Raw genomic sequence first — 19,093 nt, forward strand, 5'->3', positions numbered from 1 at the left:
CATGCCGTTTCGCAACGAGAAAAACCCGCTCTGGTTCAAGGATGCCGTGATCTACGAGGTGCACATCCGGAGCTTTTGCGACAGTAACGGCGACGGCATAGGGGACTTTCGCGGGCTTTTGCAGAAGCTCCCCTACCTGCGCGACCTGGGCGTCACCGCGGTCTGGGTACTCCCCTTCTACCCCTCGCCGCTGAAGGACGACGGCTACGACATCGCCGACTACCGCACCGTCCACCCCGATTACGGCACGCTGCGCGACTTCCAGGATTTTCTGAAGGGGGCGCACGCCCTCGGCATGAGGGTCATCACCGAACTCGTCTTGAACCACACCTCGGACCAGCACCCCTGGTTCCAGAAGTCGCGCCGCGCGAAGCCCGGCTCCACCTGGCGCGATTTCTATGTCTGGAGCGACACCCCTGATAAGTACCTGGACGCCCGCATCATCTTCAAGGACTTCGAGGTCTCCAACTGGACCCGCGACCCGATCGCCAAGAGCTACTACTGGCACCGCTTCTATTCGCATCAGCCCGATCTCAACTACGACAACCCTCGCGTGCACGAGGCGATGTTCAAGGTGATCGACTTCTGGCTCGGCATGGGGGTGGACGGCCTGAGGCTCGACGCGGTCCCCTACCTGTACGAGCGGGAGGGGACCAACTGCGAGAATCTCCCTGAGACCTACGAGTTCCTGAAAAAGCTGCGCGCCTACATTGACGCCAAGTACCCGGACCGGATGCTTCTCGCCGAGGCGAACCAGTGGCCCGAGGACGCCGCCTCCTATTTCGGCGGGGGCGCCGCCTGTCACATGGCGTTCCACTTCCCGCTCATGCCCCGCATGTTCATGGCGCTGCAGATGGAGGATTCCTTCCCGATCGTGAACATCATGCAGCAGACCCCCGCCATCCCGCCGCACTGCCAGTGGGCCATGTTTCTGAGAAACCACGATGAGCTCACCCTGGAGATGGTGACCGACGAGGAGCGGGACTACATGTACCGCATCTACGCCCGCGACCCGCGCGCCCGCATCAACCTCGGCATCCGGCGCCGGCTCGCGCCGCTCATGGGGGATGACAGGCGCAAGATCGAGCTCATGAACGTGCTGCTCTTCACCATGCCGGGGACCCCCATCGTCTACTACGGCGACGAGATCGGCATGGGTGACAACTACTATCTCGGCGACCGCAACGGCGTTCGTACCCCGATGCAATGGAGCCCGGACCGAAACGCCGGCTTCTCGCCCGCGAACCCCCAGAAGCTTTACCTTCCCGCCATCATCGACCCGGAGTACCACTACGAGGCGCGCAACGTCGAGAACCAGGCGAAGAACCCGTCCTCCCTTCTTTGGTGGATGAAGCGGATGATCGACCTCAGAAAGCGCTTCAAGGCGTTCGGCTGGGGGAGCCTCGAGTTTGTGCCGCTGGACAATCCGAAGGTGCTCGCCATGCTGCGCCAGTACGAGGACCAGACCATCCTGGTGCTGATCAACCTCTCCCGCGCCACCCAGTTCGTGCAGGTGAACCAGCCCCGTTTCGTCGGTTTCTACCCGGAGGAGATGTTCAGCCGCAACCGTTTCCCCGCCATCAAGGACTCCCCCTACGGGATCATCATGGGGGCGTACGACTACCATCTGCTCCTTTTGACCGACGGGCGCGAGAAGATCAAGCCGCGCGAGGAGGGGGTGCTGGAGGAGGTGGCGGTGCCGGGAAGCTGGGAGAACGTGCTGAAAGTCGCCTGGCTGCGCCAACTGGAGCAGTCTGTCCTCCCGGACTACCTCAAAAAAGCGCGCTGGTTCCAGGGGAAGAGCCGCATCATGGTCCGCTTCTCCGTCGTCGACCAACTCCCCGTTCCGATCGATGGCTCCTCGGTGATCCTCACCTTCCTGGAGGTCACCTACAGCGAGGGGATCCCCGAGGTGTACCTGCTACCGCTGCACTACGTCCCGATGGACGGAGGCGGGGAAACGCTTCTGGGCGCATCCCCGGAGGCGGTGATCTGCCAGCTCAAGGTCGGCGACCGACCGGGGCTCCTCTACGACGGTCTCTACAACTCGCACCTGCGCTGGGTGCTCTTCGAGCTCATCTGGCGCAGGAAATCGCTGAAAGGGGATGGCGGACGCCTGTCGGGCCAGCCCGCCATCTCGATTTCGCCGCTCATGGAAGGGAAGGCGCCCCCCTTCCCGTCGCAAGTGGGTAAGACGGAGCAGAGCAACAGTTCCGTTCTTTTCGGCAACAACTTCTTCTTTAAGCTCTACCGGCGCATGGAGGAGGGGGCCCATCCTGAACTCGAGATCGGAAGGTTCCTCGACCGGGTCCGTTTCCCGCATGTCGCGCCGTTAGGGGGAACCCTGGAGTACCGGCGCAACAGCGGCGAGTTCTTCGCCCTCGGGCTCCTGCAGGGGTTCGTGCCGAACCAGGGGGACGCCTGGACCTTCACGCTCGGCGAAGTGGGGCAGTTTGTGGACCGCGTCCTCGCTTACCGCGAGGAGGCGAAGAAGTCGGGTTTCGAGCCCCATCCGGGCAACGAGTCGAGCGGCTATACGCCGGCCCTTCTGGAGCTGATCCAGGGGGTTTATCCCGACATGGTGGCCTTGATCGGCAGGCGGACCGCCGAGTTCCACATCGCGATCTCCTCGCGCAGCGACGACCCCGATTTCGCACCGGAGCCGTTCGCGCTCCTGTACCAGCGTTCCGTCTACCAGTCCATGCGCACCCGCTGCAGGAAGGTCTTCGAGCTTTTGCGCAGGAACCTGGCCGCCATACCGCAGCATACGGCGAGCGACGCGGAGGGGCTTCTCAGTATGGAGAACGACCTTTACGCCGTCTTCCAGAAGTTTTTGGTGCGCAAGTTCGGCGCCATGAAAACCCGCATTCACGGCGACTATCACCTGGGGCAGCTCCTCTACACCGGCGACAACTTCCTCATCATCGACCTGGAGGGTGAGCCGATCAAGTCACTGAGCGAACGGAGGATCAAGCAGTCTCCACTGCGTGACGTGGCCGGGATGATGCGCTCCTTCCACTATGCGGCGCACGCCGTCATCATGCAGCGGACCCAGGTGCGCGACGAGGACATCGCCTACCTCCTCCCCTGGGTCCATGCCTGGTACCAATACAACGCGAAGGTCTTTCTCGACGCCTACCGGGAAAGGGCGGCCGGGGCCAACTTCATGCCTGCCGAGGCGGACGAGATCGAGATCATGCTGCAGGCGTACATGCTGGACAAGGCGATCTACGAGCTGGGTTACGAGCTCAACAACCGCCCGGAGTGGGTCTCTATTCCGCTCTCGGGCATCCTGCAACTGCTCGCGCAGGAAACGGGCGTGACGAGATGATCAGCAATCGGGCGCACCACGGAAACTGCAGGACCGGATCACAAAACTGGTAAAAAGGGGGAGCGACATGAAAAAACTACTGCTTTCACTTGCTTGCATGCTGACCCTTGCACAGGTCCCAGCGGCCGGCGCGGAACAAAAGATCTTTCGGGCGACGCTTTCCGGGAAGCAGGAGGTGCCGAGCGTGAAGACCCCGGCCCGGGGGGACCTGAAGATGATCTACAAGGATGGGGAGATGAGCTACGAGCTCAACGTGAGCAGGATCACGAGTCCCACCGCGGCCCACATTCACCGCGGGAAACCGGGCGAAAACGGATCCCCTCTGGTCGGCCTGTTCGGCGGCCCGACCAAGATGGGGCCCTTCAAGGGGATACTGGACGAGGGGCTCATTACGGACGAGAGCCTGCTTGGCGAGCTGGAAGGTAAAACCGTGGAGGACCTGGTTCGGATCATCGAGGCGGGCGAGGCGTACGTGGACGTGCTTACGGTGACCTACCCGCTGGGCGAGATCCGCGGACAGATCAAATAGCTGAGCTGCACCCCCTCCTTCTTCATCAAACCTTTCCCCATCCCGACCTCCCCCCCTCGGGGGGAGGAGTAGACCCTTTCAACCGATGCGTCACGTTTCATGCTAAATCCTGATTCCGGTACAAAATCCCGTTCACTTTTTGCTTTTGCTACGACCTTGCCGCCTCTTCCTTAGCCTTTTGCTGAGACTCCGCTTTGGAATGGGTGCCGCGCTCGGCGGCGTGCTCCCCTTCCACCTTTTCCCCCGGCTCCTTCCCCTCCTCCGAACTGTGCTCGATCACGGCATTGATTACCGCACCGGCGAGGATGATCAGTCCGCTCAGGTAAAGCCAGAGAAGGAGGACGATTACCGCGCCGATGGAACCGTAGGTCTTGTCGTAGGAACCGAAATTGTTGATGTAGAACGAGAAGGCGATGGACATGGCGAGCCAGCAGGGGATGGCGACGACGGCGCCGGGGCTGATCCACTTCCATTCGTGCTCAACGTCCGGCGTGAAGTAATAGATGATCGCGACGGCGAGCACCAGCAGGAAGAGGGTGACCGGCACCAGCGCGATGACAAAAGCGGCCTTGAAGACCATGCCGAAGTTGATGAGGTTGGCGATGAAGTCTCCGATCTTGAGGCCGAACATGAGCAGGACCATCGCGCCGAGGAAGAGAAGGGAGAGACCTAGCACCAGGGCGATGGCAATCAGGCGCACCTTCCAGAACGGGCGTCCCTCCTTTACGTCGTAGAGGTTGTTCATCGCGTCCATAACCGAGACGATGGCGTTGGAGGAGGCCCAGAGCGCCAGAAGGATGCCGATGGAGAGAAGCCCTTCCTTCTTGTTCATAAAAAGCGCCCGGATGTTGCTCTCGATCAACGAGAAGGCTTCCGATGGGAGGAAGCGCTGCGCGCTGGAGAGCAGGTACTCCAGGAGGTGCGGGATGGGGAGGTACCCGATCAGGGTGGTCAGAAAAAGCAGGAAGGGGAACGATGCGAAGAGGAAGTAGTAGGCCATGGCAGCCGCATGCTCGGGGCAGTCCTCGTCGCTGAACTTGCGGAAGACCCGTTTCGCCAAATCCTTGTAGCTGGTGTCCCCGAGCTTGAAGTAGGCGCGCATAGATAACATGGTCGCACTCCTTGTGTTGGCGGCGCGGCGCGCCGGGCTTCTCTCTTACCCGCCGACGATGGTGCCGCCGTTTGGATGCAGCACCTGGCCGGTCATGTAGGATCCCCCCTCGGAGGCGAGGAAGACGTAGCTGTGCGCCACTTCAACCGGCTGACCGGCACGCTTTAGCGGTACCTCGGTGCCGAACTTCTCGGTCTTCTCCTCCGGGAAGGTCCCTGGAATGAGCGGGGTCCAGATCGGCCCGGGGGCGACCGCGTTCACCAGGATCCCTCTCTCGGCTAGCGAGAGGGCGAGGGAGCGCGTGAAGGCAACGATGGCTCCCTTGGTGGAGGAGTAGTCGAGCAGCATCGGGCTCCCCTTGAAAGCGGTCACCGAGGTGGTGTTGATGATGCGGGCCCCCTTCTGCAGGTGCTTCAGGGCCGCCTTGGTGAGGAAGAAATAGGAGAAGATGTTGGTGCGGAAGGTGCGCTCGAGCTGCTCCTCCGAGATTTGCTCCAGCTCCTCTCGGTAGTGCTGCTCGGCCGCGTTGTTGACGACGATGTCGAGCCTGCCGAAGGCCGCCACGGTCTTCCCCACGATGTCGGCACAGAACGCTTCCTGCCCCACGTCGCCGCGGAAGGCGAGACAGCGCACCCCCTCGCGTTCCACGATGTCGCGGGTCTCCTTCGCATCCTGGTCCTCCTCGAGATAGGCGAAAGCGACACTCGCACCCTCGCGGGCGAAAGCGATGGCGACGGCGCGGCCGATGCCGCTGTCGCCGCCGGTGATCAGGGCGACCTTCTCCTTCAGCTTCTCGGCTCCCCTGTATTCGAACTCGCCGCTTTGCGGCTTAGGCGTCATCTCCGCTTCGATGCCAGGCTGCTCCTGGCGTTGGCGCGGGAATGGTTTCTCATCCTGCTGAGCCATCGGTCACCTCCTGTACGTTGGACGGCTGCCTTTTTTCACGCACCTTCACCTTGCGGCGCCCGCTCCGTACCCGTGGCGCCTGCCTGCGGGTCGAGGACGATCTTGATGCAGGCGTCCTGCTTGTTCAGGAACATCTTGTACCCCATGGGGGCCTCCTGCAGCGGGAGCCGGTGCGTGATGATGGACGACGGGTTCAACTGCTGCTCCGCGACCAGCTTCACCAGGTGCGGCAGGTACTTGTGCACGTGTGCCTGGCCGCAGCGCAGGGTAAGTCCCTTGGCGAAGAGCGCGCCCATCGGGAACTTGTCGACGAAGCCTGCGTACACCCCGACGATGGAGAGGGTGCCGCCCTTGCGGCAGGCCTTGGCGAGCTGGCGCAGCGCCGAGGCCCGGTCCGTCTCCAGTCTGAGGGCCTGCTTCACCGAGTCGTAGACCCCCTCGAAGCCGGTTCCCACCGCCTCCATACCGACGGCGTCGATGCAGGAATCGGGGCCGCGCCCACCGGTCATATTCTGCAGCGCCTCAGCGACATCCACCTCCTCATAGTTGAGGACCTCCGCCTGGCACTGGGCACGCGCCGCCTGCAGCCGGTCCGGGAAGCGGTCGATGCCTATGACGCGCTCCGCGCCCAGATGCCGTGCGGACATCATCGCCATGAGACCGACCGGGCCGCACCCCCAGACGGCGACGGTATCGCCGGGGTTGATATTGCAGTAGTAGGCGGCCTGGTAGCCGGTCGGGAGGATGTCGGTCAGGAGCACCACCTGCTCGTAGGGGACGCCGCTCGGGATCCTCTCGAGACCCACGTCGGCGAACGGGACGCGCACGTACTCCGCCTGCCCCCCCGCGAAACCGCCGTAGAGGTGGGAGTAGCCGAAGATGCCGCCGCCGGTGTCGCCGTACATATGCTCAAGCATCCAGGCGTTCGGGTTACTGTTGTCGCAAAGGGACCACAGCTCGTGCTTGCAATACCAGCAGGCGCCGCATGAGATGGGGAACGGGACGATGACGCGGTCGCCGACATGGAAGCGGGTGACGCGGCTTCCCACCTCGACGATTTCCCCCACGAACTCGTGGCCCAGGATGTCCCCCTTCTTCATGGTAGGGACGTAGCCGTTGTAAAGGTGCAGGTCGGAGCCGCAGATGCAGGTGAGCGCCACCTTCACGATCGCGTCGTTTTTGCTCAAGATCTGCGGGTCGGCGACCTCGTCCACCCGCACGTCGTGTCTGCCGTGCCAGCAAACTGCCCTCATATCTCCTCCTTTCCCCGCCGGGCGGGGAGCCGGGTTTAGTCGGCGGTGCGCCGTGCCGTGGTTTCCTCGCCCACCTCGAGGATCTGCTTGAGCCGCTTCAGGTCCTCTTCCAACTGCTGGGCGTTGATGCCGTGTGCGATCTTGGCTGCGGCCTTACCTGCGGCGCCGCCCGGGGGGTAGTAGTCGATGGTGACCCTCACCTCGGTGCCGCGGTTGCCCGGCGCCTCCTTGAACTCGACGCTCCCCTTGTTGGGGATGTCCGCCTCGCCCACCGAGTGCCAGCTGATCTGCTGTCCCGGGGTGTCCTCCATCATCTCGGCGTCCCATTCCGCGCTGATCCCGCCGGGGCCGGTAGCCTTCCAGTGCGAGGTGCGCGGGCCGGTGACCTCAACCGCTTCCAGGTGCTTCATGAAGCGAGGCAGGTTTTCCAGGTTGCGCCAGAATTCGTAGACCTCGTCCGGCGGCAGGCCGATGGTCACCGCCTTCTCTATCCTGAGACCGCCCGGTTGCGTGTGCATCGTGTCCACCCCCATCGCGTCGTACAGGCCGCAGTAGCCGGTCTGGCCCCGGTAGAGGAACATCCCGCCCGCGGCAATCATGGCGAGACCGGAGGCGTAGTTTCTCCGGCTAAGATTCCTGAGCCCCGAAAGGGCCAGGGCCGCACCTCCGGCCAGGGATGCTTTCCGCTCCGCGGGACCGACGTTCATCTTCCGCGGCCTTTGCCACGGTCTGGATTCGCTGCGCTCGCTTTCGCTCTGTTCCATGCTGATTCCTCCTTGGAAGCTGCGGGGTTTGTTTCTTATTAAGGTGGGGCTGAAAAACAATTAGAGAAAGCTAACAGAGCGGGGCGGGTTTGCAATAGGATGGGGGAAATTTGGCAGATGGGGCTGATGGGAGTAATGGGAAGAATGTGAGTGATGGGAATCATGGGAATGTTTTGTGGGGTGGGGAGGCGGCGTTGGCCTGGGGGAGTGGACCGGGGAGCGGGGCTGCGGCTTGGTGGCGTGGGCGGCGTGAGCCCCCTCCCCCGGAGGGGGAGGGTTGGGGAGGGGGTAGGCGCTGGGGCTGGTCGGCTGCGGACTACGCCGCTTCCTTGCGCTTTTGCTTCAGGCTTTCCTTCAAAAGCGCCATCATGTCGGCCACCTTGGGCGGAGGCGGCGCCTTGGCAGCGACTGGTTGCCGTCCCTGCGCCTTTTCCTCGATCATCCGCTTCAGGTCATCGATGTACTGGTCCTTGTACTTCGCAGCGTCGAACTTCACCGTCAACTGGTCGATCAGGGTGAGCGCCAGCGCCACTTCCTGCTCCTTCACGTGCTCGTCGCCGGGAAGCTTAAGCTCCGCGGCGTCGCGCACCTCCTCGGCATACCTTATCTGGTTCAGCACCAGCAGATCCCCGAGCGGGCGCACAATGCCCAGACTGCCGCGGTTTCTCAACACGTAATAGGCAACGCCCACCTTGCCGGAACGCTTCAGCGCCTCGCGCAAAAGCGCGTACGCCTTCGGCCCGCTCTTGTCGGGCTCGAGGTAATAGGGCTTCTCGAAGTATCGCGTGTCGATCTCCCTCTCCTCGATGAAGTCGACGATGTCGATCAGATGGGTCTTCTCAAGGCTCGCGTTCTCAAAGTCCTTGTCGGTGAGCACGATGTACTCGCCGTCGCTGTACTCATACCCCTTCACGATTTCCTCGTAAGGGACTTCCTTGCTGTCGAACTTGCAGACCCGCAGGTACTTGATCGGGCAGAGGTCGCTCTTGCGCAGCATGTCCAGATCGAGCGAGTTACTCTGCGACCCGCTGTAAAGCTTGACCGGGATGTTGACCAGCCCGAAACTGATGGAACCTGACCACATCGCTCTCATATCCACCTCCTCTAGGCACCGAAACCGGCCGCCGTTCTAGCCGGTTCAGCGCACCCCCGGCACAGCACGAATTCTACCATGTCTGAGCCTGCTCGCCCGAATTCCCCTGCTCCGGCGCCGCCTGACGCCGGGGAGGCCGGCGGTGCATCCTCTTTGCGCTAAACAGCTCCCGGCGATTGACAAAACAACCACGGTGCATACATTTATTAACGTGTTTTTATCGCGCAAGGCGCGCGCAGCGGTAACCTGCGGAGATCATTATGGTTGAAGACAAAGAGTTGCAGGGGCGAACCTGCGGGGGCGTCGTGCCGAAGGTGCTGCTCTGGGTGGTCGGGGTGCTGATCGCCCTGGTCCTCATCGTGTTCATCGCCAGTTTCTTCATCGACGAACCGCTAAGGCGCACCACGGAAAAAAGGATGAACCAGAGCCTCAAGGGGTATTCGGTTCGTCTCCCAAAGCTGCACTTCAGCCTCATCGGCCTCTCCATTACGCTGAAAGGTCTCACCATATCCCAGCAGGCCCACCCGCAGCCTCCCGTGGCCGAGTTCCCGTATCTGCGTGCCAGCGTGCAGTGGCGCGAGATCCTCTCCGGGAAGCTCGTCGGGGACATGAGGCTAGACGGACCGAAGATCCACGTCAACCTGCAACAGCTCCGCACCGAGGCGGCGAGCAAGGTCCCCATGAAGCAGAAGGGGTGGCAGCAGGCCTTCGAGGCGATCTATCCGCTGAAGATCAACCTGTTGAAGATCACCAACGCCGGCATCACCTACATCGACGCGGACGACAAGCGCCCCCTCAGGCTGACCAACTTGTCGCTGGAGGCGGACAACATCCGCAACATCCACCTCCCGGACAAGGTCTACCCATCAAACTTCCACTTGGAGACGGACATCTTCGGCAGCGGTCACGGCACCGTGGACGGTCGGGCGAACTTCCTTGCCGAGCCGACCCCGGCGGTGAAGGCGGCTATCGAACTCGCCAAGGTTCCGCTCGGCTACTTCGCGCCGATGCTCGCCCGCACGAACATGAAGATCGAAGGTGGTGTGCTGAGCGCGGACGGTAACGTTGAGTACGGGCGGAAGGTCCAGACGGCGCGGCTCAAAAAGCTCACCATCCATGGGGTGCGTCTCGACTACATCCATGCGCCGGAGACGGCGCAGGCCGAGAAAAGGCGCACGGAGAAGGTCAAGAAGGCGGCGAAGGAGGTGAGCAACAAGCCGAACCTGATCCTCACCGTGGAACACTTCAGCCTGACCGATTCGAACATTGGTTTTGTGAACGATTACGGCGGGAAAAAGGTCCGCCTCTTTCTTTCCGACGCCAACCTCTACCTGGACAACTTCTCGAACCAGTTCTCGAAAGGGCCGGCGCGGGCGAAGCTTTCCGGACGTTTCATGGGAAGCGGCGTTACCGAGGCGACCGCCGCTTTCCGCCCCGAGGATAAGGGGCCCGACCTCGACCTCTACGTAAAGGTCACCGGGACGCAGCTCGTGTCGCTGAACGACCTGCTTCGCAGCTACGGCGATTTCGACGTAACCGCGGGGACCTTCTCCCTGGTGACCGAGCTCCATGTGAAGAACAACCGCGTCAACGGTTATATCAAGCCGTTTTTCAAGGACATGAAGGTCTACGACCGGCGCCAGGACAAGAACAAGGGGTTCTTCCACCGCGTCTACGAGATGCTGGTGGGAGGGATCGCAAAGCTCCTGGAAAACAAGCAGCGCGACCAGGTCGCGACCAAGGCCGATATCTCCGGCCCGCTGCAGAGTCCGAAAACCAGTACCTGGCAGGTCGTCGTGGAACTGGTGCGAAACGCGTTCTTTAAGGCGATACTCCCCACCTTCGAGAAGGAGGTGACGGCACTGGGGAGAAAGCGCTGACTTCCGGCGGCAAAACAACCAGACGCAAAAGGAGGAAGCCATGAGGTTGATACTGCTGATCATCCTGATCCTGTTGTTGCTCGGTTCGCTCCCCACGTGGCCGTACAGTTCCGGGTGGGGCTACTATCCCAGCGGCGGTCTGGGGCTCATCCTTTTGATCCTGTTGATCCTGATGCTGATGGGTCGCATCTAGCGGCAGGTACAGGGGAGGAAAAGGGAGGAAGATGCATGGCCAAGTACGGAAAGAAGGCGCAGGAAACGGTGCATGAGGTGATGGACAAGTTCAAGAAAGGGGAACTAAAGAGCGGTGGCAGCGGAAAGAAGGTAACCGACCGCAAGCAGGCAGTTGCCATCGGACTTTCGGAGGCGCGCGAGAAGGGAGCCAAGGTGCCTGAGCCTCCGAAGAAGAAGTGACGGGCACCGCAAACCTGTAGAAAGGAAAAGGAGGCTGTCATGGCAAAGAACACCGCAGTTTTCGGGATCTACCGCAGCCGCGAGAGCGTCGAGCAGGCCGTCGATTCTCTGCGTGCCGCGGACTTTCGCAACACGGACATCTCGGTGCTGTTCTCCGAGAACGTAGGCACCAAGGACTTCGCCCACGAAAAGCACACCAAGGTCCCTGAAGGCTCCGCTACCGGCGCAGGGACCGGTGCGGTAATCGGCGGCGCTCTCGGCTGGCTCTCGGGCATCGGTGCCCTCGCCATCCCCGGTGTCGGTCCGTTTATCGCGGCAGGCCCCATCGTGGCGGCCCTGGCTGGTCTCGGTGCGGGCGGGGTGATCGGCGGGATCGCCGGCGCCCTGGTCGGCATGGGGATTCCCGAGTACGAGGCGAAGCGTTATGAAGGGAGGGTGAAGGAAGGGGGTATCCTCCTCTCGGTACACTGCGACAATGCGGACTGGAAAAAGCGCGCCATGGAGATCCTGAGGGAGACCGGAGCGCAGGACATCGGGTCCGAAGGCGAGGCGAAGGCTGATTTCGCGTCCTCCGACAAACCTAAACCGAGGGGAATGGCGTAAGCTCGACCGTGGGGGCGGCGCAAGCCGCCTCCACCTGCCGGGGTAACGGCGCAGGAGGAGACGAGATGCCAACGGGTCAGAAGACGAGCGAGTCGCACGGCAAGGCGGAGATGACCATCTTCGACGTGCTGAAACAGGACCACGAAAAGGCGCGTTATCTCTTCGATAAGGCGCAGAAGGCGGGGAAAAAGGAGATCGCCTCGCTGCAGAAGCTCTTCGCCCAGATAGAGGAGGAGCTGGAACTGCACATGGAAGGGGAAGAGCGCTTTTTCTACAGTGCCCTCGAACAGGACGAGGAGATGCGCGACCACGTCCTGCAGTCCTACGAGGAGCACCAGGTTGCCAAGACCATGCTCGGCACATTTAAATCGCTGGCGGTCGATGACGAGCGCTGGGTGGCGAAGCTCAAAGTGCTTGGTGAGATCGTCGAGCACCACATGCAGGAGGAAGAGCGCGAAATCTTCAAGATGGCAAGAAAGGCTCTGGGCAAGGAGCAGCAGCACGAGATCGCCTTGTCGTTCCAGAAGAGCAAGCGGGAAGGGCACCGGCCTTCACGGGGGGCACCCGTGGAAGGTTAGCGGTATGACGGCACGCGGGAAAAAGGCGCCGCACCGGCTTGACTGGCCGGGCGGCGTTTTTTTGTCTTACTGTTTGAAAAAGAATGCTTGTGTGTAGCTTAATGTATGTTATAAAATAATTTTCAGCTCACAGGGGCTGCGGTACAATGTCATAGCGATACTCACAACTTTCGTAACCGTTCGTATCTCTGAAAATAATGCCGCTATTTCAGCGGCATGAGTGGAATCGTGAGGCGGCGGCGTTGCCTGTGTCATCGCTATGAGAACCATGCCAGGCCCAGCTCAGGTGGATATCGAGTCAATGCAAGGTTTGAATGTGCTTAATAATTATCGCCAAGCTTTAAACCTGGAACCCCAGTATGCCGGTCTGACCGGCCCCCGGAACGCAGTTTGTGGAGGCGTTATGCAAGACGCTGAGATTTTGCTGGTCGAAGATAACAGCAATTGCGAAGAACTCGCCTTGCGGGCCTTGAGAAAGGCGGGCTACAGCAATGTTGCGGTCGCGCGCGACGGTGCGGAAGCTTTGGGGATGCTCTTGGGCGGGGAGGTCGGCGGTGAGCACCACCCCCATTTCGTGCTCCTGGACATGAAACTGCCCAAGATAGACGGCGTGGGGGTGCTGCAAAAGCTGCGCAGTAACGAGCGCACCAGGAAGCTGAAGGTCTTTGCCCTCTCCTCGTCCGAGGACCCGGAGGACCTGGAGCAATGCCGCAACCTGGGCGTGGTGGCGGTGCTGCCCAAACCGCTCGACGCGGAGCAGCTCAAGCGCTGGCTGCACTGACCGCTGCGGTTGCCCTCAGGAGGATAGCACCGGGGTCTTGGCGTTATCCTCGATGATGATTTCCAACTCGGCAAGGGCCGTTTCCTTAAGCCCCAGCACCTGGGCCTCGCTCGAGGCGAACAGGAGCACGGACGGGTCGCGGTTGAGGCCCACGCCGATTTTCCTGCAGGTAAGATTCGAGAGCCGCACCATGGCGAGCAGCACGTTCGCCTGATCCCAGCGCTCCTGCTGGTGCCCGGCGACGATGTCGCAGTAGATCTGCGGCAGCTGCCACTGCACCATCAACTGGTGCCCCTGCTCCACGTGCAGGGTGGCCAGGACCTCCCTTAGTACCGGCTGAATCACCCCTCCCTTGAAGCGCTCCTCACGCGACACTTCCTCCAGACACTTCAAAAGAAAGAGCTTGCCCAGGTCGTGCAGGAGCCCGCCGAGGAAAGCCTCCTGCGCCTGCGCGCCGAAACCCACCTTTTGCGCCAGCCAGCGGCTTCCCACGGCGCAGCAGAACGCGTGCTTCCAGAGCGTCTGCATGATGGCGTTGAACCTGATGTCGTCGGACTTGTACAGGTCGCGCTGCGTGGTGACCATGGCGAGGTTCGCGACCTCCTTCGAGCCGAGGCGTATGATCGCCTCCCGGATGGTGCTTACCTTGCTGAGCCCGGCATAGAAGGAGGAGTTGGCGGCCCTGAGCACGCGGGTGGCGACCCCCGGGTCGGCATTGAGGAGCTGGTGCACCTCCTTTATGTCGAAGTCGGGGCGGGCCAGCGCCTGTTGCAGCTTCACCGCCACGGCATGAAAGACCGGGACGCTGAGCGTGCCGGCGGCGAGCCGTTCCTTGATCACCTCTACGATAGAGGCCTGTTCGTTCATTTCGCAGTATCTCCTTGCCGCTTTCCGTCAGCTTCCCAGGATGCGCCTCAATTCACGCAGCGGGCGGGGGCTCCCTATGCGCGGCAGGTCGCGCAGCGCTTCCTGGATCGAGATCTTCCCGTCGGCGGCCTTCACCAGTCCGTCCTCGAAAAGGGTCACCATCCCGGAGGTCTCGATACTGAGCCGCCGGATCTCCGCCGAAGACTTGCTCTGCAGGATGGCCTCCTTCACCGGCTCGTTCATGATCAAAAGCTCGAAGATGGCGGTCCTGCCCCGGAACCCGGTAAAGCGGCACTGGGGGCAGCCGCGCCCGGTGCGGAAGGTGGCGCCGGCCAGGTCCTTCGCGGAGTACCCCATCCTGCCGTACTCGGCCGGTGTGGGAACGTAGGTCTCAGCGCAGTCGTTGCAGACCAGGCGCAGCAGCCGCTGGGCCACGACGCAGACCACGGTGGACGATATCAAAAAGGACTCGATCTGCATGTTCATCAGCCGCAAAAGACCGCCGATACTGTCCTCGGTGTGGAAGGTGGTGAGCACCTTGTGCCCGGTGAGCGCCGCCTGGATAGCGGTCTCGGCGGAAAAGGTGTCGCGGATCTCCCCCAGCACGATGACGTCCGGGTCCTGGCGCACCATGTGGCGCAGGGTCTCCTCGAAGGTGACGCCGATCTTCTGGTTGATCGAGCACTGCGACACACCCTCGATGACGAACTCGACCGGGTCCTCGGCGGTGATGATGCTGGTGTTGATGTTGTTCAGGTGGCTTACGCACCCATAGAGGGTCGAGGTCTTCCCGCTGCCGGTGGGTCCGGTTATGATCATGACCCCGGAAGGGGTCTCCAGGGCGTCCTCCACGAACTGTTTGAGCATGCGCGGCGCCATCCCGATGTCGGAGATGGCGAGGATGGCCTCTTTCTTGTTGAGCAGGCGCAGGACGATCTTCTCACCGAAGAGGGTGATGTAAAAGGAGACCCTCATGTCGAGGTTGAAGCCGTGCTGCCTGCTTTCGTAGAGTATGCGGCCGTCCTGGTGGCGCCTTTTCTCGGCGATGTCCGCCTGTGACATGACCTTGATTCTGGAGGAGATCTGCGGCGCGAGCTCCAGGTGCGGCATCATGACGCCGTCATGGCGCATCCGGATACGGAGGCGGTCCCTGAGCGGCTCTATGTGGATGTCGCTGGCGCCGAGGGTCATGGCTTCGTCGAAGAGCTTGTTGATCATGCCGACGACGGTGCTCTCGTCGGGGGCGGCGCTTTCGCTCCCCGCCGATTTTTGCGCGGAGGCGATCGCGGCGAGTATGGCGTTCCGTGTGGCTATCGCGGGTTTCACGGTCCTGCCGAAGATGCGCTCGGCGCTCAGCCGCGAATAGGTTTCGAGCGGATTGGCGAAGGCGACCAGGACGGCACCTTCGTCGTCGGTCGCGTACGGTACGAACAGCTCGTCACGGAACACCTCGAAGGGTGCCTTGGCGAAGAGCTTGCGGTCCAGCTTGCGGAACTCGAGTTCGGCGACCGGAAAGCCCAGCTGGAACGAGAGCACCTCGACCAGCCTGCGCTCCTCGATGAACCCCTTCTCGATGATGATGTCGCCCAGCATCTTGCGCCGTGCCCCTTCCTGTTTCTGCAGGTTCAAGGCGGTGAGGAGCTCGCTCTGTTTCAGGTAACCGAGTTCCACGAGGAGGTCGCCGATCCTTATCGAGAGGCTGTTCTCACGCAGGATGCGCGCCACGTCCTCGCGTTTGAGAAACTCGAGTTCCTGGAGGACGTCGATGAGCGTCTTCGCGGACTGCAACTTGCCGTGCACGCGCTGGGCGTAGAGGAGCTGGTCGTGGCTGATCACACCGGTGCTGACGAGAAGCTCGACGATCTGGCCGGCGCCCTGGGACGCGTGCGAATCCTTCTTTTTCATGATCCCCTCGGTGTCCCGTGCGGCGTCTTTATCGACTGCCCAAAAAACAAAGAGGCCCCCACAAGCTGCAGCGGGGACCTCTGTTTCGACGGGACGGAAACTAATGAGCTGGAGCTAGCTCCCTTTCTTATCGTCATCCGGGCGGGTTGCTTTAATCTCGATTTCGTCCTTGCCGCTGGAGGCCTTCTTGAAGTTCCTGATGCTTTTGCCAAGCGCACCGCCGATCTCGGGAAGCCGGCCTGCGCCGAACACCACGAGTACTATGACGAGAATTATGATGAGCTCCGGCATTCCGAATCCGAACATGTGACCCTCCCTTTGTGAGTTCTCTAAGCGCGTGCAGTATGGCACATGGCCATCGAAAAAAGCAACATCTGGATTAAACGCCAGTTTAGAGGAAAATTATTAAAAATATTGCATCATGCCGCAGGAATTGTTATACAGCTGCAGTCTCGCCATCTCTAGGCCAAGGAGAACAAAGGTGAACAAAACTATCCTGTTGGTCGAGGACAACCCTGACGATGAGGCCCTGACGCTGAGGGCGATCAGAAAGCACATGCCGTACGGCATCGTGGTGGCTCGCGACGGCGCCGAGGCGCTGGAGCACCTGTTCGGCGGGGGGCAAGGTGCGGGCAGGCACGAGGTGCCGGTCCCCATTCTCGTGCTGCTCGACCTGAAGCTCCCCAAGGTGAACGGCCTGGAGGTGCTCCGGCGCATGCGGGAGGAGGCACGCACCCGCTCCATCCCCGTCATCGTGTTCACCTCCTCCACCGAGGAACAGGACATCCTCGACAGCTACCGCCTGGGCGCCAACAGCTACATCAGGAAGCCGGTGGATTACGGCCAGTTCTGCGACAACATGAAGCAGGTGATGAACTACTGGCTCAGCGTGAACCAGCTCCCCCCCACCCGAGGCTGCGCCACGGCCTGATCCCCTGTTGCCAAGGCGCACCCCCTCCTGCTAGTATCGTCGCCATGGAAAAATTCGAACTGGTAACGGAATTCCAGGCGCGGGGCGATCAGCCGCGCGCCATCGACGAGCTCTCGGAAGGGGTGCTGCGCGGCGACCGGCACCAGGTCCTGCTCGGGGTGACCGGCTCCGGCAAGACCTTCACCATGGCGCAGGTGATCGCCCGCTGCAACCGCCCCGCCCTCGTGCTCGCCCCCAACAAGACCCTGGCCGCCCAGCTCTACGGCGAGTTCAAGGAGCTCTTCCCCAACAACGCGGTCGAGTACTTCGTCTCCTACTACGATTACTACCAGCCGGAAGCCTACATCCCCGCCTCCGACACCTTCATCGAGAAGGACTCCTCGATCAACGACGAGATCGACAAGTTCCGCCACGCCGCCACCAGGAGCCTTCTGACCCGGCGCGACACCATCATCGTCGCCTCGGTCTCCTGCATCTACGGCATCGGCTCTCCCGAGTCGTACCAGCAGATGCAGATCCGCCTGCGCGAGGGTGACGAACTCGGACGCGACGAGCTCCTGAAGCGCCTGGTCGAGATCCAGTACGAGAGAAACGACATAGACTTTCACCGCGGCAGCTTCCGGGTGCGCGGCGACACCGTCGAGGTCTTCCCGGCGCACGACGACGAGCGCGCCATCCGCGTCGAGTTCTGGGGCGACACCATCGACGCCATCTCCGAGATCGACCCATTGCGCGGCGTGCAGCTGCAGAAGCTCACCCGCTTCGCCATCTACCCCGCCTCGCACTACGTGGCGACGCGCCAGACCCTGGAGCGGGCCGTCGAGCAGATAAGACTCGAGGTGGAGGAGCGCATCCGTCACTTCAAGGAGCAGAACATGCTCCTGGAGGCGCAGCGCATCGAGCAGCGCACCTTCTTCGACATCGAGATGATGGAGCAGATGGGCTTTTGCCAGGGGATCGAGAACTACTCCCGCCACTTCGACGGCAGAAACGCGGGAGATCCCCCGTACACCCTGATCGACTACTTCCCGGACGACTTCCTGCTGGTGGTCGACGAGTCGCACATCACGGTCTCCCAAGTGGGGGGGATGTACCGTGGGGACCGCAGCCGGAAGGAGACCCTGGTGAACTTCGGCTTCCGGCTCCCCTCGGCGCTGGACAACCGGCCGCTCACCTTCCAGGAATTCACGAAGAAGCTGAACCAGGTGATCTACGTCTCGGCGACACCGGCGGATTACGAACTGAAGATGTCGGGCGGGGTGGTGGTCGAGCAGCTCATCCGTCCCACCGGACTCATCGACCCGAACATCGAGGTGCGTCCTGCGGCGGGGCAGGTGGACGACCTGCTGCACGAGGTGCGTGCCACGGTCGAGCGGGGCGAGCGGATCCTCGTCACGACGCTCACCAAGCGCATGGCTGAGGAACTCACCGACTACTACCGCGAGCTCGGCATACGGGTGCGCTACCTGCATTCGGACATCGACACCTTCCAGCGTATGGAGATCCTGCGCGACCTGCGCCTGGGCGAGTTCGACGTGCTGGTCGGCATCAACCTGCTCCGCGAGGGACTCGACCTTCCCGAGGTCTCGCTGGTAGCGATCCTGGACGCCGACAAGGAGGGCTTCCTGCGCTCCACGCGCTCGCTGATCCAGACCTGCGGCCGTGCGGCGCGCAACGTCTCCGGCCGGGTGCTCATGTACGCCGACAAGGTGACCGGCTCCATGCGCGAGGCGATCGACGAGACGCTGAGGCGCCGCGAGCTGCAGCAGGCCTACAACGCCGAGCACGGCATCACCCCTGAGAGCGTGAAGCGGGTGATCGGCAACGCGCTGCAGGCGCCCGAGGAGAAGGACTGGGTCACCGTGCCGGTCAAGGCGGAGGAATTCTTAAGTCCCAAAGAGCTTGAGAAGACGCTGAAGCGGCTGAGAAAAGAGATGCTCGCGGCGGCGAAGGCGCAGGAATTCGAGAGGGCGGCCGAGTTGAGGGACAAGATCAAGCGGCTCGAGGTGGCGGAAATCACCTAGGCAATTGACGACGGACAATTGACGATTGACAACGAAAAGCCCCTCGTCCCGTTGCGGGAGAGGGGCTTTCTTTTTTCTGTACCAGGTGGTTCCTGCTCCCTCCCCAGGAGGGGGAGAGGGGGA

At 62.0% G+C, this 19,093-nt stretch carries 18 protein-coding genes; 10 read left to right on the top strand and 8 right to left on the bottom strand.

The features are described from left to right. Position 1 precedes the first annotated feature (1 nt). Together treS and E8L22_RS05915 are read left to right on the top strand one after the other, a co-directional pair. On the top strand, positions 2–3,331 hold the full coding sequence (gene treS / locus E8L22_RS05910) for a maltose alpha-D-glucosyltransferase (protein ID WP_136524270.1): 3,330 nt from the start codon (positions 2–4) through the stop codon (positions 3,329–3,331). Positions 3,332–3,398: 67 nt separating this feature from the next. Continuing rightward, positions 3,399–3,860 (top strand): CHRD domain-containing protein, encoded by a 462-nt coding sequence (locus E8L22_RS05915; protein ID WP_136524271.1) that lies wholly within the window; start codon positions 3,399–3,401, stop codon positions 3,858–3,860. A gap of 148 nt (positions 3,861–4,008) precedes the next feature. Here the strand turns inward: E8L22_RS05915 and E8L22_RS05920 are convergent, their stop codons facing one another. The 5 genes from E8L22_RS05920 to ku all read right to left on the bottom strand — a co-directional run bounded on the left by E8L22_RS05920 (position 4,009) and on the right by ku (position 8,987). Then, complete coding sequence (locus tag E8L22_RS05920) at positions 4,009–4,971, bottom strand: YihY/virulence factor BrkB family protein (RefSeq protein WP_136524272.1); 963 nt, start codon at positions 4,969–4,971, stop codon at positions 4,009–4,011. Between the two features lie 45 nt (positions 4,972–5,016). Next, the gene (locus tag E8L22_RS05925) at positions 5,017–5,877 is read right to left on the bottom strand and encodes an SDR family oxidoreductase (protein WP_136524273.1); all 861 of its coding nucleotides are present in this window, start codon (positions 5,875–5,877) and stop codon (positions 5,017–5,019) included. 35 nt (positions 5,878–5,912) lie between these two features. Next, positions 5,913–7,130, bottom strand: a complete 1,218-nt coding sequence (locus E8L22_RS05930) for a zinc-dependent alcohol dehydrogenase (RefSeq protein WP_136524274.1) — start codon at positions 7,128–7,130, stop codon at positions 5,913–5,915. Between the two features lie 35 nt (positions 7,131–7,165). Beyond that, complete coding sequence (locus E8L22_RS05935; RefSeq protein WP_136524275.1) at positions 7,166–7,894, bottom strand: SRPBCC family protein; 729 nt, start codon at positions 7,892–7,894, stop codon at positions 7,166–7,168. A gap of 316 nt (positions 7,895–8,210) precedes the next feature. Beyond that, positions 8,211–8,987, bottom strand: coding sequence for a non-homologous end joining protein Ku (ku, locus tag E8L22_RS05940; RefSeq protein WP_136524276.1), 777 nt, complete (start codon positions 8,985–8,987; stop codon positions 8,211–8,213). 260 nt (positions 8,988–9,247) lie between these two features. On the opposite strand from ku, the gene E8L22_RS05945 reads away from it, so the two are divergent. The 6 genes from E8L22_RS05945 to E8L22_RS05970 all read left to right on the top strand — a co-directional run bounded on the left by E8L22_RS05945 (position 9,248) and on the right by E8L22_RS05970 (position 13,243). Next, complete coding sequence (locus E8L22_RS05945; protein WP_136524277.1) at positions 9,248–10,867, top strand: DUF748 domain-containing protein; 1,620 nt, start codon at positions 9,248–9,250, stop codon at positions 10,865–10,867. 40 nt (positions 10,868–10,907) lie between these two features. Next, complete coding sequence (locus E8L22_RS05950; protein ID WP_129124984.1) at positions 10,908–11,060, top strand: DUF3309 family protein; 153 nt, start codon at positions 10,908–10,910, stop codon at positions 11,058–11,060. Between the two features lie 35 nt (positions 11,061–11,095). Next, positions 11,096–11,281, top strand: a complete 186-nt coding sequence (locus E8L22_RS05955; protein WP_129124983.1) for a DUF6496 domain-containing protein — start codon at positions 11,096–11,098, stop codon at positions 11,279–11,281. 39 nt (positions 11,282–11,320) lie between these two features. Further along, positions 11,321–11,884, top strand: coding sequence for a quinol:electron acceptor oxidoreductase subunit ActD (locus E8L22_RS05960; RefSeq protein ID WP_136524278.1), 564 nt, complete (start codon positions 11,321–11,323; stop codon positions 11,882–11,884). Between the two features lie 65 nt (positions 11,885–11,949). Further along, positions 11,950–12,462, top strand: a complete 513-nt coding sequence (locus E8L22_RS05965) for a hemerythrin domain-containing protein (RefSeq protein ID WP_136524279.1) — start codon at positions 11,950–11,952, stop codon at positions 12,460–12,462. 403 nt (positions 12,463–12,865) lie between these two features. After that, positions 12,866–13,243 carry a response regulator gene (locus tag E8L22_RS05970; RefSeq protein WP_136524280.1) on the top strand — a complete coding sequence of 126 codons (378 nt, stop codon included), beginning with the start codon at positions 12,866–12,868 and terminating at the stop codon, positions 13,241–13,243. A gap of 15 nt (positions 13,244–13,258) precedes the next feature. Here E8L22_RS05970 and E8L22_RS05975 read toward each other — a convergent pair whose 3' ends face one another. From E8L22_RS05975 to E8L22_RS05985, 3 genes are all read right to left on the bottom strand, one after another. Then, positions 13,259–14,110, bottom strand: a complete 852-nt coding sequence (locus E8L22_RS05975) for an HDOD domain-containing protein (RefSeq protein WP_136524281.1) — start codon at positions 14,108–14,110, stop codon at positions 13,259–13,261. Between the two features lie 27 nt (positions 14,111–14,137). Further along, complete coding sequence (locus tag E8L22_RS05980) at positions 14,138–16,015, bottom strand: GspE/PulE family protein (protein WP_136524282.1); 1,878 nt, start codon at positions 16,013–16,015, stop codon at positions 14,138–14,140. 114 nt (positions 16,016–16,129) lie between these two features. After that, positions 16,130–16,321: a twin-arginine translocase TatA/TatE family subunit gene (locus E8L22_RS05985; RefSeq protein WP_135869089.1), complete on the bottom strand. Its 192-nt coding sequence runs from the start codon at positions 16,319–16,321 to the stop codon at positions 16,130–16,132. 175 nt (positions 16,322–16,496) lie between these two features. On the opposite strand from E8L22_RS05985, the gene E8L22_RS05990 reads away from it, so the two are divergent. Together E8L22_RS05990 and uvrB are read left to right on the top strand one after the other, a co-directional pair. Further along, on the top strand, positions 16,497–16,946 hold the full coding sequence (locus tag E8L22_RS05990; protein WP_136524283.1) for a response regulator: 450 nt from the start codon (positions 16,497–16,499) through the stop codon (positions 16,944–16,946). 44 nt (positions 16,947–16,990) lie between these two features. Continuing rightward, the gene (uvrB, locus tag E8L22_RS05995) at positions 16,991–18,970 is read left to right on the top strand and encodes an excinuclease ABC subunit UvrB (protein WP_136524284.1); all 1,980 of its coding nucleotides are present in this window, start codon (positions 16,991–16,993) and stop codon (positions 18,968–18,970) included. Positions 18,971–19,093: the final 123 nt, after the last annotated feature.

Source organism: Geomonas ferrireducens (assembly GCF_004917065.1).
Taxonomy (GTDB): Bacteria; Desulfobacterota; Desulfuromonadia; order Geobacterales; family Geobacteraceae; genus Geomonas; species Geomonas ferrireducens.

Bases quoted from the DNA above. Each gene is read 5' to 3' on its own strand.
- E8L22_RS05970 (WP_136524280.1), top strand. From the start codon at position 12,866: ATGCAAGACGCTGAGATTTTGCTGGTCGAAGATAACAGCAATTGCGAA.
- E8L22_RS05980 (WP_136524282.1), bottom strand. From the start codon at position 16,015: ATGAAAAAGAAGGATTCGCACGCGTCCCAGGGCGCCGGCCAGATCGTC.
- E8L22_RS05935 (WP_136524275.1), bottom strand. From the start codon at position 7,894: ATGGAACAGAGCGAAAGCGAGCGCAGCGAATCCAGACCGTGGCAAAGG.
- E8L22_RS05950 (WP_129124984.1), top strand. From the start codon at position 10,908: ATGAGGTTGATACTGCTGATCATCCTGATCCTGTTGTTGCTCGGTTCG.
- treS (WP_136524270.1), top strand. From the start codon at position 2: ATGCCGTTTCGCAACGAGAAAAACCCGCTCTGGTTCAAGGATGCCGTG.
- E8L22_RS05925 (WP_136524273.1), bottom strand. From the start codon at position 5,877: ATGGCTCAGCAGGATGAGAAACCATTCCCGCGCCAACGCCAGGAGCAG.
- uvrB (WP_136524284.1), top strand. From the start codon at position 16,991: ATGGAAAAATTCGAACTGGTAACGGAATTCCAGGCGCGGGGCGATCAG.
- E8L22_RS05920 (WP_136524272.1), bottom strand. From the start codon at position 4,971: ATGTTATCTATGCGCGCCTACTTCAAGCTCGGGGACACCAGCTACAAG.
- E8L22_RS05930 (WP_136524274.1), bottom strand. From the start codon at position 7,130: ATGAGGGCAGTTTGCTGGCACGGCAGACACGACGTGCGGGTGGACGAG.
- E8L22_RS05985 (WP_135869089.1), bottom strand. From the start codon at position 16,321: ATGTTCGGATTCGGAATGCCGGAGCTCATCATAATTCTCGTCATAGTA.
- ku (WP_136524276.1), bottom strand. From the start codon at position 8,987: ATGAGAGCGATGTGGTCAGGTTCCATCAGTTTCGGGCTGGTCAACATC.
- E8L22_RS05975 (WP_136524281.1), bottom strand. From the start codon at position 14,110: ATGAACGAACAGGCCTCTATCGTAGAGGTGATCAAGGAACGGCTCGCC.
- E8L22_RS05955 (WP_129124983.1), top strand. From the start codon at position 11,096: ATGGCCAAGTACGGAAAGAAGGCGCAGGAAACGGTGCATGAGGTGATG.
- E8L22_RS05945 (WP_136524277.1), top strand. From the start codon at position 9,248: ATGGTTGAAGACAAAGAGTTGCAGGGGCGAACCTGCGGGGGCGTCGTG.
- E8L22_RS05960 (WP_136524278.1), top strand. From the start codon at position 11,321: ATGGCAAAGAACACCGCAGTTTTCGGGATCTACCGCAGCCGCGAGAGC.
- E8L22_RS05965 (WP_136524279.1), top strand. From the start codon at position 11,950: ATGCCAACGGGTCAGAAGACGAGCGAGTCGCACGGCAAGGCGGAGATG.
- E8L22_RS05915 (WP_136524271.1), top strand. From the start codon at position 3,399: ATGAAAAAACTACTGCTTTCACTTGCTTGCATGCTGACCCTTGCACAG.